The organism is Bradyrhizobium sp. WBAH42 (genome assembly GCF_024585265.1).
In the GTDB taxonomy this organism is placed as follows: Bacteria; Pseudomonadota; Alphaproteobacteria; order Rhizobiales; family Xanthobacteraceae; genus Bradyrhizobium.
This window is the reverse complement of sequence record NZ_CP036533.1, coordinates 3,996,735-4,017,600: the sequence shown is the minus strand read 5'-3', so window position 1 is coordinate 4,017,600 and position 20,866 is coordinate 3,996,735. Positions and strand designations below refer to the sequence as shown.

The following is a 20,866-nucleotide window of genomic DNA, read 5'->3' as shown; positions in this document are numbered from 1 at the left end:
TTTGGTGCAGCGCTGCTCGCCCAGAGAGCAGAAGCATACGAAGCCAGAAATGTGCAGCGCACCCTTGGATTCTTCGACACAAATGGGAGCGCCCGTTGCACTGCAATCGGAATCGCGCAAGTCCGTTTGTCTAATTTGCAGGCGATCAATCTGCGGTGCAGGAGAGAGGGCTGACCAGGAGCTATGCACGCAGGTCGGCTCAGCCTCTCTTTATTGTACGGTCAGTAAGCGAGGACGTCACCGGCCTCAGGATGCCAGCGACGCCCGCAAGCGTCGCCATCCGATGACGACGCCGGTGATGGAGAACATCAGTCCGAGCGTACAGAGGCTGACAATGAGAGCGTCACGCAGCCGCGCGTGAGCCAGCAGAATCGGGAAATCAAGCGTGTGCAGCGCACTGTAGAGCCAGCGATAGACGCGCCGCGACGGGTCCAGTCTTTGCAGCACCTTGCCATCGGCAGCATCGACATCGAACCAGAGATCGCCGCAGGTCGTGCGGTAGACCGGAGCTCCCGGAATAGCGGACTGCGCCGGATAGTCGTCGTAGCCGGCGAGCAGGAACGGTGCGGCACAGCCGGCGCCAAGGCGCGCCGTCAGATCCCCGATCTCCTGCGTATCCAGGTATGCCGCCTGCCCATCTCGCGGCGCGTCCCCGGCCCTGATCAACGTCTGATGGCCAAGGGCGAGCCGATCGCGCCGATAGACCCTGCCGCCGAAGGCGAACCATTCGACCTCGCGCGCCGACGGCGATATTGGCGGCAGATCGAGCGGTGAAGCGTCTCGCCAATCCGGGGCGGCATCGACCACGCCCGCCTCTGCCGGCGTCAATTGCCCGCGCGAGAACAGGCGGCCGTGATCCATCGAGAGCCAGCCGCTGAAGATCCAGCTCAGTACGAACAGCGTCGCCGCGAGGCCGATCAGGTGATGCAGCGCATGCCAGCCACGGTAAGGCGAGGAGATTTGGCCCTTGCGAAACCTGATCCGCACGATTCCGAGCACCGCGCCAAGCAATGCCGCAATCAGGGCCAGCAGCGACAGCGTCCAGACCACGCGATCCCACACCGCCCAGCTGCTGCGCAGAACCGTCGGATAGATCCAGTGCAGCACGCTGCCGGCCCAGTTCCACGCGCGCTCACTGCGCGTCGTATCCAGGACGACCTCCCCGGTCAGCGACGAAACGTAGACCTCCGTTCCAGGGGCATCGCCGAGAGCGGCGCGAAACAAGGGGCGATGGCGATCAAAACCGTTCGGCACGCTCCATTGATCGTGGTCCGACCGCGCGACGATCGCGGCGCGTGGCGCGTCGAGCCCGCGCTGACGGGAATAGCCCTGCACGATGGTGAGCGCGACATCGGCGGACGTCACCGATGCGTCTCCTCTATCGGAGGCGCGGACCGCTCGCGAACCTGCGGGGCCCGAGACGACGTAGACCGGTCCATCACTGCGCTGGATCAGCCGAACACGCGTCCCGTCGGTGATTCCGCTCGCAGCAACGGCGTCCGCGACCGAGATCGTTGTCCCGCCACGGTCCAGCGGCGCGAGCCCGGCAAATCGCTCCGCTTCCGTCAGCGACGGAAACGGGACGAAGTGCATCACGATCCCGCTCGCGAACCACATCGCGAACAGCAGGCAGAACGCGATCCCGAGCCAGCGATGCGAGAGGACGATCGCGCCCATCATGCGCTCAAGGCCTCACCATTTGAACGCGGCCGAGACCTCGTAGGTGCGCGGCGCGCCCAGGAGGATCTGGTCGGGATAGAACGGATCGCCCCAGATCGCATAGCGCTTGTCGGTGATGTTGCGGACGCGGAAAGTCAGGCGGGCCTGGTCGACCGCATTGAACACGGCCTTGGGGATATCGACGAAGGCGTAGACGTCGGCCACGGTGTAGGCCTTCATCGTCACGACGTTCGCGTCGGTGTTGTAGCGGTCGCCGACATGACGGCCGGTCATGCCGAGCTCCACAGGCCAGGGCGTGAAGAACCGGTACGATGCGCCGGCATTGGCCACGATACGCGGTACGTTCGGCGGCGTATTGCCGGAGAACGAGCCACCGACGAAATTGTAGTCGGCATAGCGCGCATCGACATAGGCGATGTTGCCCCACAACCGAAGCGGCTCGATCGGCCGCACCGAGGCGGCAAGCTCGACGCCCTTGGACTCCTGCCGCCCGGCGATATTGAGCGCCTGCCCGCCGGCCGCCGCATAGACGTTCTTGCGCAGGATGTCGTAGGCCGAGAACGACCACTCCGCCCTATTGTCCCAGAACAGATGCTTGACGCCGGTCTCGTAGGTTCGCGACGTCGTCAGGTCCAGTGGCTGGGTCGGCAACAGCAGGAAGATGTTGTTGGCTGCGACGTCGGCCCCGGTGGCGTACTGGCTGAAGAAGGTCAGGCCGGGCACGGCCTCCCAGGTGTAGCCAATGCGGCCCGTCACCGGCGCCCAGTCTTTGGTGTACGGAAAGCCTGCCTTCTCCAGCCCGGCCTTGTCGGTCGAGTTACGGTCGAGTCCGATGTGCTCGACACGCAGGCCCCCGATCAACGCGAAGCTGCGCGTCAGCTTCAACCGGTCCTCGAACGACAACGCCTCGTTGTCGATGCGCGCGGTCTGCTGCTGTGTCGTGAGCAGGCCGTAGAAGCCGCGGTTGGGATCGACCAGCGAAACGGAATCTCCGGGAAAGTTTGCCGCGCCGGGCCTGACGAAATCGAGATAGCTCGACGAGAGCGTCGTGACCAACCGGTTGTCGAATCCTGCGATGTTGGTGTCCCAGATCAGGTCGGTGATGTTGCCGACCAGCCGCTGGCTATGGGCGACATAGAAGCGCTCGCGATCGACCAGGTTCGTGGTGGAGTTGAATGCCTCGATCTCGTTGTTGAACCAGGTCCGTTCGGCGCCATAGCCATAGGCCTGACTTTTCAGCGTGAGGTCAGGCGCGAGCTTCAGCTCGAAGCCGCCGCGCAGCCACACTTCCTGCGCCACGTTGCGGTTATCGAGAACGTTGTAATTGGTGTTGAAGGTGCGGTCGTCGATTGTGACGGCACCGAGATTGGTACCGTTGTAATTCGAGACGTAATTGCCGGAGACGATCCCCGTCGTCGCATGCGAACCGCTGAAGGCGACCGGCACTAGCGGCGCGCCCCAATAGGCCTTCGAGCGGTCTTCGCGATACTCGACCGCACCCCAGATCTTGAGGCTGTCGGAGACCTGGTAATTGAGCTGGCCGGACGTGCCGAACGTCTTGACGTTGGTGTCGTCGGCAAAGCCGTTGAGCGTGGAACGGCTGATGTCGAAGCGATAGTCCAGCCCTTGCACATTGGTGCTGCCGCCCGAGCCGTAATGCGCCCGGAACAAATTCAGCGAATCCCAGGAGAAATTTGCCTCGTTGCGGATCGCTCCCGTGTGCGGCTGCTTGGTGACGAAGTTGATGGCGCCTCCCGCGGCACCCTCGCCCGAGATCAGCGAGGCCGGTCCTTTGAGGAATTCCACGGCCTCCAGATTGGCGGTGTCGACGATCCGCGAGGTCATGTTCTGCGGACCGATCTTGATGCCGTTGTAAAGCGTGTTGATCTGGCTGTTGGTGAAGCCGCGCATCGAGAAGGCGGAAGGTTCGGCCGGGTTGTCGCCGGAGGTGACGCCGACGGCGCCCTGCGCCACCTCGGACACGGTGCGATAGCCCTGCTCGCGCATGGTTTCGGCCGAGATCACCTCGACGGTCGCGGGCGTCTGCCGCACCGTCAGGCCGAGCCGCGAGGCGCTTTCGGCAACGGCATTGGTGTTGAGCGGCGTTTGCGCCGTCGAATCCGGCATCACGGGTTTTGGCGCTGCCGATACCGCCGCCGGCCTGCGCGCTGCCGCGCGGCGCGCGCTCGCCGCCTCTCCTGCTGCCGGTCTGGCCGGCTTGCGCGCCTGGGCGGGCGAGACCTCGACGGGTGGCAGCGGCTCTCGGACCTGCTGCGCCAGAGCGGCAGGCGGATCGAGAACGGCGAAGGACGTGAACGCGGCGGAAACCAGCAGGACGCGGCGCGGTCGTGCGATACGGATGGAAGACACGGTACAAACCTCGGTATGACGTCAGTGGCACGTCACAGCGAACGAGGTCTCACCTTTTGGCCTTGCAGCCGTCCGATGAAGCCGAATGTCTGTACTCCCCGACCGACATCTTCGCGTGTGACCACGGCTGACGGCAGGTCTCCTGGCTCGCGGGTCGTGACCTCTTCGTCGCCTTCCCGGGACCGAGGACCCAGTGGCTCGTGACGAAGGATTCACCGCTCACAGTTGCGGGGGCAGCCGCGGCATTGGGGACAATTTTCCCCGCACCGCATTCCCTTTTCATTCCCTCTCGGGAAAACCGTCGCGAGCATCTAGGATTACCACCAAGACAGAGTCAATGTCCCAGTTGCGGCGTCGTGGCGACCGCACAAGCTTCCTTGGAGATGAGCATGGAAGGCGAGACCTTCCTCTGGTTGATACGGCACGCGGTTGTCGCGGGCGTAGCCGGGACGATCCATGCAGCCGATGCGCCGGCCGATCTCGGCGATTGCGCGGCGTTGGCGGCTCTCAAGCAGCGCTTGCCCGCGGATGTCGCAAGCTATGCCAGCCCATCGCGGCGCACGGTCGAGACGGCGCGCGCGCTGGGGCTGGAACCGGAGCTGGTCAGCGAATTCCGCGAGCAGGATTTCGGCGATTGGATCGGCCATCGGCATGACGAACTCGCCGCGACCGGCGGCGAGATCTACGCGCAGTTCTGGCGCGATCCGGCGCGCGGACGGCCGCCGAAGGGCGAAAGCTTTGCGGATCAGGTCGCCCGCGTCCGCCTCGGCCTGTCGCGGATCGGCGCAGGCTCCGCGGCGCTGGTCGTCCATTCCGGCACCATTCGCGCCGCGCTCTGCATCGCGCTCGATCTCGCACCGGAAGCGGCGTTGCGCTTCGTGATCGATCCGTTGTCGCTGACCCGGATCGACCGGCTCGCCAGCGGCTGGCGCGTCGTCTCGGTCAATCAGCGGATCAGCTAGACCGGTCCGGCACATTGGCCTGCGCAAAGGTCGCCATGCCGTTGTGAAGTGCGCAGGCCGAGCGCACCAGCGGCAGCGCAATGGCGGCGCCCGATCCCTCGCCGAGCCTGAGATCGAGGCTGATCAGCGGCTGCACGTTCAGCGCGCGCAACACCAGCCGATGTCCCTGCTCCGCCGATTGATGCGAGGGCAACAGGAACGGCTGGCAGGAGGGATTGAGGCGCGCCGCCGCCAGCGCCGCCACCGAGACGATGAAGCCGTCGATCAACACGGGAATGCGGCGTTGCGCGGCCGCAATGATCGCGCCCGAGATCGCCGCGATTTCGAGGCCGCCGACCGCGCACAGGATTGTCTCGACCGAGGCTCCGGCGACGCGATGGCGTACGATCGCCGCATCGATCACCCGCGCCTTGTGTACGCGGCCGGCCGCATCGACGCCGGTGCCGCTGCCGGCGATCTCTTCGGCGCTCACACCGAGCAGGCTCGCAGCAATCGCAGCTGACGTCGTGGTGTTGCCGATCCCCATCTCGCCAAAGATCAAGAGATCAGGCCGGCCGGCCTCGGCGCGCGCCACCGCGCGCTGGCCGGCCTCAAAGGCGAAGACCAATTCCGCCGGGGTGAGCGCGGCCTCGACGCTGAAATCGCGCGTGCCGCTGCGCGGCTTGTCGGTGACGATTCCGGCCATCTGCACCTCGGACAGCGTGCCGGCGTCGACCACCTCGAGGCTCGAACCCAGCTCGCGCGCCAGCACCGAGATCGCGGCGCCTCCAGAGGCAAAATTCGCCATCATCGCGATGGTGACGGCTTGCGGATAGGCCGACACGCCCTGTGCGACGATGCCGTGGTCGCCCGCGAAGATGATGATCGGCACCAGCGCGGCGCGCGGCTGCTCGGTGGCCTGCAGGCCTGCGAGCTCGATCGCGAGCTGCTCCAGCCGGCCGAGCGCGCCGGTCGGCTTCGTCAATTGCGCCTGCCGCGCAATGGCCGCCTCGCGATGGACCGCGGAGATTTCGGGGCAGTTCTGGGTGACCCATTCGGGAAGCATGCTGCCTCGCTCAACGCCTGCGTTTGAGAATGTAGCTGTCCATGATCCAGCCGTGCCGCTCACGTGCGTCCTGCCTCGCGGCGGCAATGCGCGAACCCACGTCGGTGAGCGCACCGGACATGAGGATCTGATCGGGCATGCCGAGATAGGCACCCCACCAGATGTGAAGCCCAGCCGGATCGAGCGACTGGAACGCCGTGCCGCCGTCGAGCATCACCACGACTGTATCGACACCCGCCGGCCAGCCGCCTTCGCGCAAGCGCCGCCCCGTCGTGACCAGGAACGGCTCGCCGATGTCGTTGAGCGGCAGCGCATGCGCCGCGCACAGTGCCTGGATCGAGGTGATGCCCGGCACGACCTCGATTGTCGGCGATGGATTCAATCGCCGCGCAATGCGCAGCGAGGAATCGTAGAGCGACGGGTCGCCCCAGATCAGCAGCGCGACCTTGCCGTCACCGCCGAGATGGCTTGCAATGGTCCGCGACCACGTGGCGGCAACGGCATCGTGCCAATCGTCGACGCCCTTGCGATAGTCGGCCTCGGTCGCGTCGCGCACGGGAAGATCGAATTCGGCGATGCGCGTCGCCTTGTTGGTGAGCACGTCAGTGCAGATCGTCCGCCTGAGATCGGCGAGATCAGACTTCGCGCTCCCCTTGCGCGGGATCAGGACGAGATCGGCCGCGTTGATGGCGCGGGTCGCGGCGCGCGTGAGCTGCTCGGGATCGCCGCAACCGATGCCTATCAGAGAGAGCGTGAGCATCGGGCGTACGGGGCGACCATGACGGCCGCCCCTTGTCTCTTAAGCCGCGTTGTGCAGGCGAGGCGTGACGAGGCCAGGCGCGGTGACACCACGCAGAGACTTCGCCAGCGCCAGCACGGCGAGATCGGCGAGCGGCTCGATCACGATGACCAGTGCATAGGACGCCGCGAAGGTCGCGATGCTGGCGAGGTTGCTCATGGCAAAGCCGGAGCCATAGAGCGCCCAGAACGCCACCCAGGCGATCACGCCGGCCTGGTAGGTCGTCGAGAGCGCCAGCGCCTGACGATATTTGAGATCGACATAGGCGGTGTTGCGCGAAATGATCCGGGCAGCGATTGCCTGGATCGCGAACAGCGGCACCAGCAGCGTCGTGACATTCATGCCATATTGCGGCAGGTCGGCCGGCTCGAAGAAAACGCCCTGGAGCAGCAGGCCGAGCGCAAGGCCGAACGCCGCGGGAGCCGCGCCGAATAGCAGGAACAGTGTCGAGCCGAGAATGAAGTGCACCTCGGAGACGCCGACCGGGAAATGCGGCAGGATCTCGAAGAAGGTGAAGACGGCCGCGGTGGTCGCGAGGGTGCGCAACGCAAGCGAGCCGATGCCCTGCTCGCGCACGGTCTCGACCGCGAGCTTCAAGGCAACGCCGCCTGCGGCGATGCCGGTTGCGTAACTCAACACGAGCTTGGCGCCCGTCACGACGCCGGGTTCGATATGCATGGCTCAATTCCTTCCTGCCGTCACACCCGACGGCCTTGGCCTCAATACGTGCACGGCCGGTCTCCTGGCTCGCGGTTCACTGGGTTCTCCGGCCTTCCCGGACCTTGCGGTCCAGTGGCGGTTCGGAGCCCCTCACCGCTTACAGTCGCGGGGGCGGCTGGGGTTTTGGGCGCCGCAACTGGGTCCGCCCATTCCCATTCCCGATTATGCTCCGGCGCTTTGCGCCGCGTCGAGCACCATGCCGCTCTTGTGTGCCCCTTTCGCATTGCGGGCGTCAAGGGGCGAACCGCTGCCGGAGCCGTCATGCCGGATATTCTCCCGCCAGCGCGCCGAACAGGATCACGGCGGCGGTGGAAGCGGCGCCGCCGCGGCCAAGCTGCTCGGCAAGCTCGGCAATCGTGGTACGGACCAGCCGTTCGTCGGGACGCCCGAGAGATTCGGCGAACAGCGCCGGGGTGCTGGGGGCGAGACCGTGCGCGATCAATTTTGCGGCAAGCGCCGGAAAGGTGCGCCGGCCCATATAGACCACGGTCGTGGCCTCGGGATCGGCCAGCGCGGCCCAATTCAAATTGGGCGGCAACTCGCCGGTGACATCAGCACCGGTGATGAACTGCACCCGGCGGGAGGTATGCCGCCGGGTCAAGGGAATGCCGGCCTCGGCGGCGGCGACACAGGCGGATGTGACGCCGGGAACGATCTCGTAGCCGATGCCGGCTTCGCGCAGTGTTTCCAGCTCCTCCTCGAGCCGACCGAAAATGCCGGCATCGCCGGACTTGAGGCGCACCACGCGCGCGCCGGTTGCGGCGTAGTCGACCAGGAGACGGTTGACGTGGTGCTGCTTGGTCGAAGGACGCCCGGCCCGCTTCCCCACCGCGACGAGATTGGCACCGGGCCGGGCGAGATCGAGGATCGCGCCGGAGGCAAGGTCGTCATAGAGCACGACATCGGCCTCGCGCAGCCGCGCGGCGCCCTTCACCGTGAGGAGCTCGGGGTCGCCGGGGCCGGCGGAGACGAAAGAGACAAAACCGCTCACCGATCCTCCGCGATCAGATGGAAGAACGTGCCCGTGGCATGGCCACGGCGCGAGCCGGTCTCGGCGATGACCGCGCCGGTGGCGTCGTGCACGACGGCCAGTGGCGTATCGGGTTGGGCGAGGATGGTCGAATAGTGGAATTCGTGGCCGCGCAAGCGCGCGCCCGGCCGATGCCCCGGCATCGGCGCGGCGAGTTCGGCAAGACGATAGCCGAGATGCATGCGGCGCTTGGCAAAGCTGGTCTCCAGGCCGAGCAGTCCCGCCATCTCATGGCTGATACCGTCAGCGTCGGTGAGGCCTGCGCCCAGCACCATATAGCCTCCGCATTCGCCATGCACGGGCCGTGTCTCGGCGAAAGCGCGCAAGGAGCTGCGAAAGCGCGCATTGGCCGCGATCGTTCCGGCATGCAGCTCGGGATAGCCGCCCGGCAGCCAGCACACGTCGGCGCTCGCATCGGGCGCTTCGTCGGCCAGCGGCGAGAACGGCACGATCTCCGCGCCCGCCGCGCGCCAAGCTTCCAGCATATGCGGATAGACGAAGGAGAATGCCGCATCGCGGGCCAGCGCGATGCGCTGCCCGGGCGGCGTTACGTTCATGTCGTTCGCCGCAGCTTGCGGCGACCATTTGCCTGCCGATTGCAACACCGCATCGAGATCGACGTGCTCGGCAACGAAGCGCGCGGCCTCGTCGATCAGCTTGCCGATCTCGGCCTGCTCCTCGGCCTGCACGAGGCCGAGATGCCGCTTCGGCAGGCTGATCTCGGCATGGCGCGGCAGCGCGCCGAACACGGTGATGCCGGCCTCGTTCAGCGCGCGCCGCACCAGATCCTCGTGGCGCGGGCTGGCGACGCGGTTGAGCACGACGCCCGCGAGGCGCACGCCGGCGCGGTAATCGCGAAGGCCTGTGGCGATCGCTGCCGCGGTCTGCGCCTGGCCGGAGGGATCGATCACAAGAACCACCGGCCAGCCCAGCATCTCCGCAATGTCAGCGGTCGCTCCGGTGCCGGAGACACCGCGCGCAGCGACACCGTCGAACAGGCCCATCGATCCCTCGGCGAGCACGACATCGGCTTCGGCACCACGGCTGACGAGATGCGCGATAGTGCCGCGATCCATCGCCCAGCTGTCGACGTTGACCGAGGCGCGTCCCGTGGCCGCGGTGTGGAAGGCGGGATCGATGTAATCGGGCCCGCTCTTGAAGCACTGCACGTTCAGGCCGCGATGGCGCCAGGCGCGGGCGAGTGCCAGCGTCAGCGTGGTCTTGCCGACGCCGGAGGCCGGCGCGGAGATGACGAGGCTCGCAGGCATCACGACGCCTCCGGAAAGCGCGGCTCGGCACCGACGGGCCGGTAGCGACGGTCGTAATCGGCGGCGTAGAGACGGCTCTCGTCGAAATCGGCCGCGCCAAGCGTCTTGCCGACCAGGATCAACGCCGTGCGCTCCATCTCGCCACCCACGGCCGCATCGAGCGTTGCCAGCGTCGCGCGCACGATGCGCTGCTCCGGCCAGCTCGCGCGCCAGACGATCGCGACCGGGCAATCCGCGCCGTAATGCGGCGTCAGCTCGACGACGACCTGGTCGAGCAGATGGATCGACAGGTGGATCGCGAGCACCGCGCCGGTCGCGGCGAACGCGGCGAGCTTCTCGCCTTCGGGCATCGCGCTGGCTCGGCCCGGCGTGCGCGTCAGCACGACCGTCTGAGCAAGACCGGGCAGCGTCAGCTCGGTTTCCAGTGCCGCTGCGGCAGCCGAGAATGAGGGAACGCCGGGTGTCACTGTGTAGGGAATCCCAAGCGCGCGCAAACGGCGGAGCTGCTCGCCCATCGCCGACCAGATCGAGAGATCGCCGGAATGCAGCCGCGCGACGTCCTGGCCTGCCGCATGCGCGGCTGCGATCTCGGCGATGATCTCGTCGAGCGACATTGGGGCAGTGTTGACGATCCGCGCTCCCGGCGGGCAATGCGCCAGCACGCCCTCCGGCACCAGCGAGCCGGCATAGAGGCAGACCGGACAGGCCGCGATCAGGTCGCGGCCGCGCAAGGTCAGCAAATCGGGCGCGCCCGGGCCGGCGCCGATGAAATGCACGGTCATGCGCCGTCTCCTTCGGCGATCGCGGCGCTCGCGGTGCGATCCTGCGAGACAACCCGAGTTGCAATCAACCGCGCGCCGGGACCGGCGACCGCGAGCGCCGCGGCCTCGGCGACCGATCCGGTGCCGAACTTCTCCGCGACGAGCTTCGATTGCGTGAACGTGTCGATGCCGGCCAGTGTCGCGGCCGGAACGGCCCGGATCGGCACGCCGCACTCACGTGCGAGCTGCTTCAGTGCGTCGGTATCGGCCTTGTCGCTGACGGTTGCCACCGCCGCAAGTCCTTCCGCACCGCCGGCAGCCAGCAGCGCTTCGCGCAGCGAAGCCAAAGTCACATCGCGCTTGAAGCCGAGCCCGGCGACCTTCATCGCATCGCACTCCACTGCACCACGGGACGTGCTGGCTCCCACGACCGATAGCGGCCGAGCGGGGCGACTTGAGAAATCTCCACCCGCGTCAGCTCGCCACCATGGCGCTGATGGAGTTCGCCGAGCAGCGCTTCCGTCTCCAGCGTCACCGCATGCGCCACGAGCCGCGCTCCGGGCGAGAGCCGCGTCCAGATCGCATCAAATAACACTTCGTCGAGACCACCGCCAATGAAGACGGCATCCGGCGCTTCCAACCCGACAAGTGCTTCCGGTGCCCTGCCCGTTACGACTGTGATGCGATGCGCCAGACCGAAGGCGGCTGCATTCTTGCGGATGTTCGCGGCGCGATCCTCGCGCGCTTCGACTGCAATCGCCGTCCCGCCGCACAGCGTCCATTCCACTGAGATCGAGCCTGAGCCAGCGCCGAGATCCCACAGCCGTTCGCCGGACCGAGGTGCCAGTGCCGAAAGCGCAAGCGCGCGCACCGGCCGCTTGGTGATCTGGCCGTCGTGGACGAACAGATCGTCTCGCAGGCCCGAGCTGCGGGGAATGCCCTGTGCGCCCCTCGCCCACACCGCCACCGCGACCAGATCAGCGGCGACCTCCTCGGCAAAGAGGTCGACACGATGCTGGTCAGTGTATTCCCGTGGCCCGCCAAGCGCCTCGAGCGTCCACATCAGTGACGCGCCCCATCCGCGCTCGGTCAGCCATTTCGCGAGATCGCCGACCGCCGCTGCGTCGCGCATCAGGCAGATGATATGCGCATCTCGCACCAGATGCGGCACCAGGCGCTCGAACGGCGCCGCATGGAGGCCGATGCACGTCGTTGCCTCCAGCCGCCAGCCCAAGCGCGCGGCGGCGAGCGAGAAGGTCGACGGCGCGGGGTGCGCGATCCATTCGTTGGCCCCAAGCTTCTCGGCAAGACTGGCACCCGCGCCATGCCAGAACGGATCGCCGGAGGCGAGCACCACCGTCGGTCGGCCTCGGCAGCTCAGCACGACATTCGCATCGAACGGCACCGGCCACGCACGGCCGCGGCTGCCGACCTCGGCAAGCGCGAGATGGCGCTCGCCGCCGAACACGGTTTCGGCCTTGCCAAGCGCCTTTCGGCTTGCCTCCGACAGCCCGGCAAGGCCATCTTCGCCGATACCGATGATGGTCAGCCAGGGTTCACTCATGATTCGCGCCCTCGTTCTGGGCGGAACGGCCGATGCGAGCCTGCTCGCCGCGGAGATCGCGCGCGCCGGCGTCGACGCTGTCTATTCCTATGGCGGCCGCACGCGCGCGCCGGCCGATCAGCCGCTGCCGACCCGCATCGGCGGTTTTGGTGGCGTGAGCGGGCTGGCCGACTACATCCGCCGCGAAGGCATCACCCATGTGATCGATGCGACGCATCCCTTCGCCGCAGAAATGAGTCGCAACGCCGTCGAGGCGTGCGCGGAGACCGGCACGCCGTTGCTTGCGCTGGAGCGCGCGCCCTGGATCAAGGCACCCGCCGACAACTGGATCGAGGTGGCGGATGTCAACGCTGCCGCCGCCGCGCTGCCGGACGCCGCTGCAAACGTGTTCCTCGCCATCGGCCGCCAGCACATTGCGCCATTCGCGACGAAGCCGCAGCACGCCTACACGCTGCGCTTCGTCGATCCGCCCGACGCGCCCCTGCCCTTCGCGGCCGATGTGATCGTGTCGCGCGGCCCGTTCACCTTCGACGGCGAGCTGAACATGCTGCGCACACGCGGCATCGGCTGGATCGTCGCCCGCAATTCCGGCGGCGACGGCGCGCGCGCCAAGATCGATGCGGCCCGCGGGCTCGGCCTTCCCGTAATCATGATCTCGCGACCAGAGCTGCCCGAGCGCCGACGGGCCGAGCGCGTCAGTGACGTGATGCAATGGCTCGGTCATTCTGCCCGCCTCGGCGCATAGACCCAGCGGCCGACACGGCGTGTCTGCGAATTGCCGACGATCACCAGCGTGCGCATGTCGGCCATCTCGGGCCGCGCCTCTTTCAGCGTAACGGTCACGATCTTCTCGTCAGCCGCACTGATCGCGCGCGCGAAGATCACGAGACGCTCGCCGCAGCCCGCCTCGCGAAGCACTGCCAGCGCCCGGCCGAATCCTTCCGGCCGGCTTGCCGAGCGCGGATTGTACATCGCGATGGCAAAATCGGCTTCCGCCGCAAGGCGCAGGCGTTTCTCGATCACCGCCCAGGGCTTGAGGTTGTCGGAAAGGTTGATCGCGCAGAAATCATGGCCGAGCGGCGCGCCGGCGCGTGCCGCCGCCGCCAGCATCGCGGTGACGCCCGGCAGCACGCGGATCGGCAGATCACGCCATTGCGGCGCCCGTTCGAGCGCCTCGAACACGGCCGAGGCCATCGCGAACACGCCGGGATCGCCGGAGGAGACGACCACGACCTGCCAGCCTTCGGCGGCAAGCCGCAGGGCTTCGCTCGCACGTTGCAGCTCTTCGCGATTGTCGGAGGGATGCAGGGTGAGCCCAGGCCGCGGCGGCACGCGCGAAACATAGGGCGCATAACCCAGAATATCGGTCGCCGTCGCGAGCGCGGCCGTGACCTCGGGCGTCACCAACGCGTCGCTGCCCGGCCCGAGGCCCGCGATGGTGAGCGTGCCTGTCATTCGGCGGCGTCCAGATGCCGGCCCTTGCCGTGCACGAGCACGATCGCGAAATAGGGACAATCGGCCGCATCGATCTCGGCGAGCCGCACCACCCGCTCGCCCGGCATAGTGCCGCGCTCGACCAGCCAGGCATCGTCCAGCCGCCCGGCGGCTGCGAGCGCACGGCGCACCTTTGCGAGATTGCGCCCGGTCTTCATGATGACCAGCGCATCGGAATCGCGCATGCGCCGTTCGAGCTCGTCTTGGGGTAGCGTCCCCATCAGCACCGTCGTGACGTCGTCACCGAGCGCGATCGGCTGGCCGACCCCGTTCCAGCAACCGACCATGCCGGGAATGCCGGCGATCACCTCGATCTCGACGCGGCCCTGCAGGCGCGTGTGCAGATGCATGAACGATCCATAGAAATAGGGATCGCCCTCGCAGAGCACGACGACGTCGACCGCGCGCGACAGCCGCGCAAGGCGCTCCGCCCATTCGTCGTAGAAGCCTGCGAGCAGCTGCACGTATTCGGGGCTGTCGAAAGCGATCTCCGTCGTCACAGGATATTCCATGGGATATTCGGTGACGCCGCCTGCCAGCATGCCCTCGACGATGCGGCGCGCCTGTCCCGGCCTGCCCTTCTTGCGGAAATAGGCGACGTGGCTGGCGCCGCGCACCGTGCGATCGGCACGCACGCTCATCAAATCAGGATCACCGGGGCCGAGACCGCAGCAGATGATGCGTCCCATCTCTATTCGCTCCGGCTCGCCAGCGCGTTCACGGCAGCAACCGTGATGGCGGAGCCGCCGAGGCGGCCCTCGACCGTCAGCGCCGGCACGGGTGGATCGGCCATCAGCGCGGCCTTGGACTCGGCCGCGCCGACGAAGCCGACGGGACAGCCGATGATTACCGCAGGCCGCGGACAGTCGCGATCCTCCAGCATGTTGAGCAGATGAAACAGCGCGGTCGGTGCATTGCCGATCGCGACGATCGCGCCATCGAGATGCGGCCGCCAAAGCTCCAGCGCCGCGGCCGAGCGCGTGTTGCGCATGGACTGCGCCAGCGCGGGCACGGCCGGATCGCCGAGCGTGCAGATCACGGCATTAGCGGCGGGAAGTCTTGCGCGCGTAATGCCTTCGGAGACCATGCGCGCGTCGCACAGGATCGGCGCGCCCTTCTGCAAGGCCGCGCGCGCGGCTTTCGCCATATCAAGCGTGAAGCGGATATGCGCTTCCAGGCCGACCATGCCGGCGGCATGGATCATCCGCACCACCACCGGCTCCTCGTCGGGCGTAAAGCGCGCAAGATCGGCCTCGGCCCGGATGGTCGCAAAAGATTGCCGGTAGATCGCCACGCCGTCGGTCTCGTAAGTGTGCGGCATCAATTCCCTCCGACCAGGATGGAGGGATCCCTGACGATGTCGGCGCCGCTCAGCCCGCGCAAGACCGGCGCATCGCGGGTCGAGCCGTCTCGGACGAGATCGAACCCGGCACGCGTCGCAATCAGCGTGACCGCAGCCGCGCCGGAATGGGCGCAGCCCTTGCCGCAGCCGGAGAGGTGCAGCCGCGCATCGGCGGCGATGCGCGGCGCCAGCGCTGCTGCCAGCGCGCGCGTATCGGCATGGGCTTCGCGGCAGCGCGGCGCGCCGCTGCAGGCGATGACGCGCAGCGCCGGGTCATAGGGCTCGGTGATGAGCCCCGCCCCGCTCGGCATCTCGCGCTTGCCCTCGCTGAGCACCATCCGCCAGGGGGTCATGCGCAGCGCATGGCCGCAGGCAGAGAATTGATGAAGTGTCGCGTGCAGCATCTGCCCGAACGCGACACCGACCATCGCGCCTTGCGGATAGGGCCCGGGCCGCACCGCGGCCATCACGGGGGCCGGCTCGGTCTCGCCGCGCAACGATTGAGGCAACACGGCACCGGATGCGACGTGGGCTGCCATGCGCCCGCGCCCGTCCTTCGCACCGCCGGAGATGATGAACCAGCTTGCGAGCGCCAGCGCCGCGCTCACAGCCTGGCCGCGATCGACGGAGCGGCCGAGCTTGGCGCCGTCGGCCCGCACGAGGAGACCGCCCGAGCGGTCGCGCTCGATGCGGATGTCGGCGGAATCGGCGGCGAGAACGCGCGACCGTCCGTCATCGATGGCGAAGCCGAACTTGGTGGGAAGCGCAAGGCCGGAATCGACAAGCGCCTCCTCGAGCTCCGCCGCAAGCGACTGCGTTTCGTCGCCGTTGCTCCAGAACGGCGTCACCAGGATGTTGCGCCTGGCTTCGATATCAGCATCGGGGTCGAGCAGTGCCAGTCGCGCAAGACCGTCGAGCAACGGCCGATGGCCATCCTCCTTGACGCCCCTGATCTGTAGATTGGCCCGGCTCGTGACGTCGACCAGACCATTGCCGAAGCGCTCGGCGAGTTCCGCAAGCCCGGAGATTTGCGGCGCCTCAAGGCGTCCCCCAAACGGACGGACGCGCACCACGAGCCCGTCGCCCGATTGCATCGGGCGCAGCGCGCCGGGACACCAGCCCTTGACTGCGGAAGCGCTCATGACGCCTCCTTTAGCGCCGCTGCAATCGAATTGCGGCGGGTTCGCCAGAGCGAGGCTTCGTGCAGACGCGCGAAGCAGGTTTCCATTGCTGCGAGCGCCGCCGGATTTTCGTGCGCCATGAAGGCGCGGACGTCGTCGTTGCCGAGTGTCGCGTCGTAGTAGAGGTCGAACAGGTGCGGCGGCACGGCGCCGGCGAGATGCGCGAAGGCGGCCATGTGCTCCAGCGTCGCGGTGATCTCTGCGGCGCCGCGAAAGCCATGACGCATCATGCCGGCGATCCAGGCCGGATTGGCCGCGCGTGCCCTGACGACCCGTGAGATCTCCTCCGTCAGCGTGCGCGCATGCGGCTCGCCGGGCCGTGTCGCATCGAGGTGATAGAGCGACGGCGCGACGGCGCCGAGATGCGCGGCCGCCGCAGCAACACCTGCCTCATGCGCGGCATAATCGGCGGCGAGCAGCAGATCGGTTTCGGGCAAGTCCTGGACATGGACAAAAGCGTCGGCGGACGCGAGACGCTGTTCGATACCTGCGCGATCCGGCTGCATCGCGCCATCGGCAGAGAACGCCCAGGACGACGCCGACAGCCAGGCTTCGCCGGCGGCCTCGCGCGTCTCCGGCGTGAACGCATCCGGGATAGCCGAGAGCCCGACGCCGTATTGTCCGGGCCGCGGCGCGAACACGCGGGACGCGCGGTGGCGATACGGATTCTCCTCACCCTCCTCTTCTCGCGACGCAAGCGCTTCGGAGGCGGCTTCGAACAATTGCGCCAGACCCGCGAAGACATCGCGGAACAGGCCGGATACGCGCAGCGTGACGTCGATGCGCGGACGGCAGAGCTCGGCCGGCGCGATGATGTCGTAGCCGGTGACGCGGCCGGACGCATGATCCCAGCGCGGCGCAAGGCCGGCCAGATGCAGCGCCATCGCAAACTCCTCACCGGCGGTACGCATCGTCGCCGAGCCCCAGAGGTCGACCACGAGCCCTTTCGGCCAGTCGCCGTGATCCTGCAAGTGACGACGCAGCAGCTCTTCAGCAAGCTTGATGCCTTGCGCATGCGCCGACGGCGTCGGCACCGCCCGCGGGTCGACGGCGAAGAGATTGCGCCCCGTCGGCAGCACGTCCTGTCGACCCCGATAGGGCGAGCCCGATGGTCCCGGTGCAACGCGCTGTCCGGCGAGCGCGGCACGCAACGCATCCCGCTCCGCTTCGCCGCAGGCGCCGCGGCCGAACACGTGCAGGCCGTCGCCGAACTGGCTCTCCTTGAGGTCGCAAACGAAGCGATCGATCCGCGGAATCGCTTCGGCCGGCGCGGCCGATGCATCCAGGCCGAGATCCTCTTCGAGGCCGGCCGCACGGGCCTCGTCGCGGATCGCCGCGATCAGGCGCTGACGACGGGCGGGATCGAGACCGTCAGCGGTCGAATATTCGTCGAGCAGCCGTTCGAGCCGGCGCAAAGCTTCCGGCACCGCGGATGTCTCAAGTGGCGGCGGCAGATGGCCGATCGTGACCGCGCCGATGCGCCGCTTGGCCTGCGCGGCCTCGCCGGGATCGTTGACGATGAAGGGATAGACGACGGGGAGATCGCCGATCAGCGCTTCCGGCCAGCACGCTCGCGACAGCGCCACGGATTTACCCGGCAGCCATTCCAGCGTGCCATGTGCGCCCACATGCACGACGGCATCGCAGCCTTGCTGCCTGAGCCAGAGATAGAACGCGACATAGGCGTGGCGTGGCGTGCGGGCGAGATCGTGATAGTCGGCATCGCGCGAGGCGGCATCGCCACGCTCGGGCTGCACCGCGATGATCGACCGGCCGCACGCGATGCCGGCGAAATGGAATACGCCATCGCGGCAGCTCGGATCGTCATCCGGCGCGCCCCAGGCGCGCGCAAGATCGTCCTGCAAGGATTGCGGGAGACACGAGAGCGCCGCCCGATAATCCGCGACGCTCCAATTCAAGCTCTGCTTCAACAGTTTCTCGCCGAGCGCATCGACCGACGCAACGTCGAAGCCGACCTCCGCGATATCGGAGATCAACGCCTCGACCGACGCCAGCGCATCGAGACCAACGGCGTGCGCGATCTGATGCGGACGGCCCGGATAGTTCGAGAGCACGATCGCCAGCCGCTTCTCACTGATCGGCTTCTCCGCGAGGCGCCGCCAGGCCGCGACGCGCGCGGCAACGGCGTTGACGCGCTCTTCGTCGGCCCTGTGCGCCAGATGCAAGAACTGCAGATCGGGATCGCGCTCCCCAGCGGACTTGAAGCTCACCACACCGGCGAACAGGCGGCCGTCGACTTCGGGCAGCACGACGTGCATCGCGAGATCGCCGGGCGAGAGGCCGCGCAGCGATTCCGCCCAGTCCTCACGCCGCGCAGTGGAGAGCGCGACCTGGAACACCGGACAGGACGCGGCATCGAATGGCGTCGTGCCGTCATCGCCAAGGGCCGAAAACGCCGTCGCATTGACGATCGCCGCCGCAGGATGTTGCGCCAGATGCGCGCGCAGCCAGTCTGCAACGCCTGGCGCCTTCAGCGAGGTGACGAACACGCCGTAGGCGTCAAATCCCTTCTCGCGCAGCGCGGCAATCAACGCGTCAACCGGCCCGGTATCGGCGGCCGTGAGATAGGAGCGATAGAACGTCACGAATGCGCGCGGCTTCCCCTCGCCGCCCGCAGGCGCAGCGATGACACCGCGTACGGGATCATAGAATCCCATCTCGGGCACGGTCATCTCTCCGATGACCGGGCCGGCATAAAGGCCGGAGGCCAGCGCGAGCTGCGCGATCGCGGCTTGCGCTGCGACTGGGCCGCCAGTGTCGCAGAGCACCTTGAGCCGACGCAGCGTCGAGACCGGCAGGGTCGAGTACGCATCCAGCCGCGTGTCGTCGCGGCCGTCCGCCGGCAGCACGGCGAGCACGATGTTGCGCTCTTTCGCGAGTTGCTGGAGCGCCGCGAGCCCATACGCCCAATAGGATTCCCCGCCGATCAGGCGCACCAATATGCCGCGCGCCTTCGACAGCGTGCGCTCGATATAGGTGTCGACCGACAGCGGATGACGCAGCTCGGCAAGATTGGCGAGCCGCAACGACGGCAGGCTTCCTCGGCCGCGCCGCCAGCCGGCCGCAAACGCGGCAAGGTCGGAATCCGAATACGAGAGCACCACGAGATCGGCCGGGTCCTGGCCGATGTCTCTTGGCGTCGCGGTCTCCTCGAGACCGCGGCTCTCGCGGAAGACGACGTGCATCAGACTCCCAGTCCTGCCTTGATGGCAGCCTCGTCGATATCGCCATGCTCGCCGATCACGACGAGTTTTGACTGCCTGAGACCCGCGCCCCATGGCTTGTCGAACTGGTGGCGCACGCGCTCACCGACCGCCTGCAGCAACAGCCGCATCGGCTTGCCAGCGACCGCGATGTAGCCCTTGGCCCGCAGCACGTTCTGCTCGCGCGCCAGCTTCTGCACCGATGCGACCAGCGCCTCGATATCCGCCACCTCCGGAAGGTCGATCACGACGGAGGCGAAATCATCATGCTCGTGCTCTTCCTCGCCGTCATGATGCGAGGGGCGCGCGGCGAGATCGTTCTCGGCGGCAGCGCCGAGACCGAGGATGACGCGCGCATCGATCGCGCCGTCTGTGACCGGCAGCATCGGCACGCGGCGCGGCATCTCGGCGGTGATCGCGGCCTTTGCGGCTTCGATGCCCGCGGTGCCCGCAAGGTCGGCCTTAGTCAGCAGCACGATGTCGGCACAGGCGATCTGATCCTCGAACACCTCCGACAGCGGCGTCTCGTGATCGAGATTTTCGTCCGCCGCGCGCTGCGCTTCGACCGCAGCCGGATCCGGCGCGAAGCGGCCGGCCGCGACAGCCTCGGCGTCGGCCAGCGCAATCACGCCGTCGACCGTGATGCGCGAGCGGATCTCCGGCCAGTCGAACGCCTTCAAGAGCGGCTTCGGCAATGCCAGTCCCGAGGTCTCGATCAGGATGTGATCGGGCCGCACCGGCCGCGCCAGCAATTGCTCCATCGTCGGAATGAAATCATCGGCCACCGTGCAGCAGATGCAGCCATTGGCGAGCTCGACGATGTTCTCCTCCGGGCAGTTCGCATCGGCGCAGGATTTCAGGATCTCGCCGTCGACGCCCTCGCTGCCGAACTCGTTGACGAGCACCGCGAGCTTCTTGCCGCCGGCATTGCTGAGCAGATGCTGGATCAGCGTCGTCTTGCCGGAGCCGAGGAAACCGGTGACCACCGTAACCGGGACTTTTGCGAGCGAGTTCATTCAGCGGCCTCCGGCACGACGGCAATGGGGGGAATGCGGGCAAGCGACTGCTTGCGGAAGATTTCGGGACGGCTGCGCCAGGGCACGATGCCATCGGGCGCGGCAGCGTAGGCAGCGGCGCCTGCGACCACGTCCTGCGCGTTCGCATCGGACAGGCGACCATAGACATAGGACCAGCGGCCGGGTGCGCTGAGCGCGACCGAGCAGCCCTGGCTGCAGGCCGACAGGCATTCGACGGGAACCACGCTGACGCCCTCCGGCACGCCGGCCTCGAGGATCGCGCCGTGCAGGCGCTTGCCGGGCGTCGTCTCGCCCTCGCCCAGCGTCTGGCCGGCGCGGCAGGTGATGCAGACATGAAGTGTGACGGTCATCGCCTCTTCCAGATAACAGCGGGAGGCGATGAGGCGCAC

General features: G+C 67.4%; 19 protein-coding genes and 2 riboswitches. Of the genes, 2 read left to right on the top strand and 17 right to left on the bottom strand.

Features of this window, described 5'->3' with window-relative positions; translation table 11 throughout:
* Positions 1 to 246 precede the first annotated feature (246 nt).
* Both DCG74_RS18605 and DCG74_RS18600 read right to left on the bottom strand, forming a co-directional pair.
* Positions 247 to 1,680, bottom strand: coding sequence for a PepSY domain-containing protein (locus DCG74_RS18605; RefSeq protein WP_172784390.1), 1,434 nt, complete (start codon positions 1,678 to 1,680; stop codon positions 247 to 249).
* A gap of 12 nt (positions 1,681 to 1,692) precedes the next feature.
* A complete protein-coding gene (locus tag DCG74_RS18600; protein ID WP_172784389.1) occupies positions 1,693 to 4,050 on the bottom strand; it encodes a TonB-dependent siderophore receptor in 2,358 nt (785 codons plus the stop codon).
* Between the two features lie 114 nt (positions 4,051 to 4,164).
* A riboswitch (cobalamin riboswitch) is annotated at positions 4,165 to 4,368 on the bottom strand.
* Positions 4,369 to 4,439: 71 nt separating this feature from the next.
* On the opposite strand from DCG74_RS18600, the gene DCG74_RS18595 reads away from it, so the two are divergent.
* Entirely contained in the window at positions 4,440 to 5,012 is a 573-nt protein-coding gene (locus tag DCG74_RS18595; RefSeq protein WP_172784388.1) for a histidine phosphatase family protein, read from the top strand.
* Here the strand turns inward: DCG74_RS18595 and cobT are convergent.
* The 8 genes from cobT to cbiE form a co-directional block, all read right to left on the bottom strand.
* Positions 5,005 to 6,057 (bottom strand): nicotinate-nucleotide--dimethylbenzimidazole phosphoribosyltransferase, encoded by a 1,053-nt coding sequence (gene cobT, locus DCG74_RS18590; RefSeq protein WP_172784387.1) that lies wholly within the window; start codon positions 6,055 to 6,057, stop codon positions 5,005 to 5,007. The genes DCG74_RS18595 and cobT overlap by 8 nt on opposite strands.
* Positions 6,058 to 6,067: 10 nt before the next feature.
* Positions 6,068 to 6,817: a precorrin-6A synthase (deacetylating) gene (cobF, locus tag DCG74_RS18585; RefSeq protein ID WP_172784386.1), complete on the bottom strand. Its 750-nt coding sequence runs from the start codon at positions 6,815 to 6,817 to the stop codon at positions 6,068 to 6,070.
* A gap of 39 nt (positions 6,818 to 6,856) precedes the next feature.
* On the bottom strand, positions 6,857 to 7,534 hold the full coding sequence (locus DCG74_RS18580; RefSeq protein WP_172784385.1) for an energy-coupling factor ABC transporter permease: 678 nt from the start codon (positions 7,532 to 7,534) through the stop codon (positions 6,857 to 6,859).
* A 36-nt stretch (positions 7,535 to 7,570) separates the two neighbouring features.
* Positions 7,571 to 7,790: riboswitch (cobalamin riboswitch) on the bottom strand.
* 45 nt (positions 7,791 to 7,835) lie between these two features.
* Positions 7,836 to 8,567, bottom strand: coding sequence for a uroporphyrinogen-III C-methyltransferase (cobA, locus tag DCG74_RS18575; protein ID WP_172784384.1), 732 nt, complete (start codon positions 8,565 to 8,567; stop codon positions 7,836 to 7,838).
* Positions 8,564 to 9,874 (bottom strand): cobyrinate a,c-diamide synthase, encoded by a 1,311-nt coding sequence (locus tag DCG74_RS18570; RefSeq protein WP_172784383.1) that lies wholly within the window; start codon positions 9,872 to 9,874, stop codon positions 8,564 to 8,566. The genes cobA and DCG74_RS18570 overlap by 4 nt, the downstream gene beginning before the upstream one ends.
* Positions 9,874 to 10,656 carry a precorrin-4 C(11)-methyltransferase gene (cobM, locus tag DCG74_RS18565; RefSeq protein WP_172784382.1) on the bottom strand — a complete coding sequence of 261 codons (783 nt, stop codon included), beginning with the start codon at positions 10,654 to 10,656 and terminating at the stop codon, positions 9,874 to 9,876. The genes DCG74_RS18570 and cobM overlap by 1 nt, the downstream gene beginning before the upstream one ends.
* Complete coding sequence (locus DCG74_RS18560) at positions 10,653 to 11,021, bottom strand: cobalamin biosynthesis protein (RefSeq protein WP_172784381.1); 369 nt, start codon at positions 11,019 to 11,021, stop codon at positions 10,653 to 10,655. The genes cobM and DCG74_RS18560 overlap by 4 nt, the downstream gene beginning before the upstream one ends.
* Positions 11,018 to 12,199: a precorrin-6y C5,15-methyltransferase (decarboxylating) subunit CbiE gene (gene cbiE / locus DCG74_RS18555; protein ID WP_172784380.1), complete on the bottom strand. Its 1,182-nt coding sequence runs from the start codon at positions 12,197 to 12,199 to the stop codon at positions 11,018 to 11,020. Before cbiE ends, DCG74_RS18560 begins: the two co-directional genes overlap by 4 nt.
* Between cbiE and DCG74_RS18550 the strand changes: the two genes are divergently transcribed.
* Positions 12,198 to 12,944, top strand: a complete 747-nt coding sequence (locus tag DCG74_RS18550; protein ID WP_172784379.1) for a cobalt-precorrin-6A reductase — start codon at positions 12,198 to 12,200, stop codon at positions 12,942 to 12,944. The two genes, cbiE and DCG74_RS18550, sit on opposite strands and share 2 nt — an antisense overlap.
* Here the strand turns inward: DCG74_RS18550 and cobJ are convergent.
* Genes cobJ through DCG74_RS18515 form a run of 7 tightly spaced genes read right to left on the bottom strand, consistent with a single transcriptional unit; the run spans position 12,920 to position 20,827 of the window.
* Positions 12,920 to 13,654, bottom strand: coding sequence for a precorrin-3B C(17)-methyltransferase (gene cobJ, locus DCG74_RS18545; RefSeq protein ID WP_172784378.1), 735 nt, complete (start codon positions 13,652 to 13,654; stop codon positions 12,920 to 12,922). The two genes, DCG74_RS18550 and cobJ, sit on opposite strands and share 25 nt — an antisense overlap.
* Positions 13,651 to 14,382: a precorrin-2 C(20)-methyltransferase gene (locus tag DCG74_RS18540; protein ID WP_172784377.1), complete on the bottom strand. Its 732-nt coding sequence runs from the start codon at positions 14,380 to 14,382 to the stop codon at positions 13,651 to 13,653. The genes cobJ and DCG74_RS18540 overlap by 4 nt, the downstream gene beginning before the upstream one ends.
* Positions 14,383 to 14,384: 2 nt before the next feature.
* Entirely contained in the window at positions 14,385 to 15,014 is a 630-nt protein-coding gene (locus DCG74_RS18535) for a precorrin-8X methylmutase (protein WP_172784376.1), read from the bottom strand.
* Complete coding sequence (gene cobG / locus DCG74_RS18530) at positions 15,014 to 16,177, bottom strand: precorrin-3B synthase (protein WP_172784375.1); 1,164 nt, start codon at positions 16,175 to 16,177, stop codon at positions 15,014 to 15,016. The genes DCG74_RS18535 and cobG overlap by 1 nt, the downstream gene beginning before the upstream one ends.
* A complete protein-coding gene (cobN, locus tag DCG74_RS18525; protein WP_172784374.1) occupies positions 16,174 to 19,422 on the bottom strand; it encodes a cobaltochelatase subunit CobN in 3,249 nt (1,082 codons plus the stop codon). The genes cobG and cobN overlap by 4 nt, the downstream gene beginning before the upstream one ends.
* Positions 19,422 to 20,456: a cobalamin biosynthesis protein CobW gene (cobW, locus tag DCG74_RS18520; protein WP_172784373.1), complete on the bottom strand. Its 1,035-nt coding sequence runs from the start codon at positions 20,454 to 20,456 to the stop codon at positions 19,422 to 19,424. Before cobW ends, cobN begins: the two co-directional genes overlap by 1 nt.
* Entirely contained in the window at positions 20,453 to 20,827 is a 375-nt protein-coding gene (locus tag DCG74_RS18515) for a DUF1636 domain-containing protein (RefSeq protein ID WP_025035271.1), read from the bottom strand. Before DCG74_RS18515 ends, cobW begins: the two co-directional genes overlap by 4 nt.
* Positions 20,828 to 20,866: the final 39 nt, after the last annotated feature.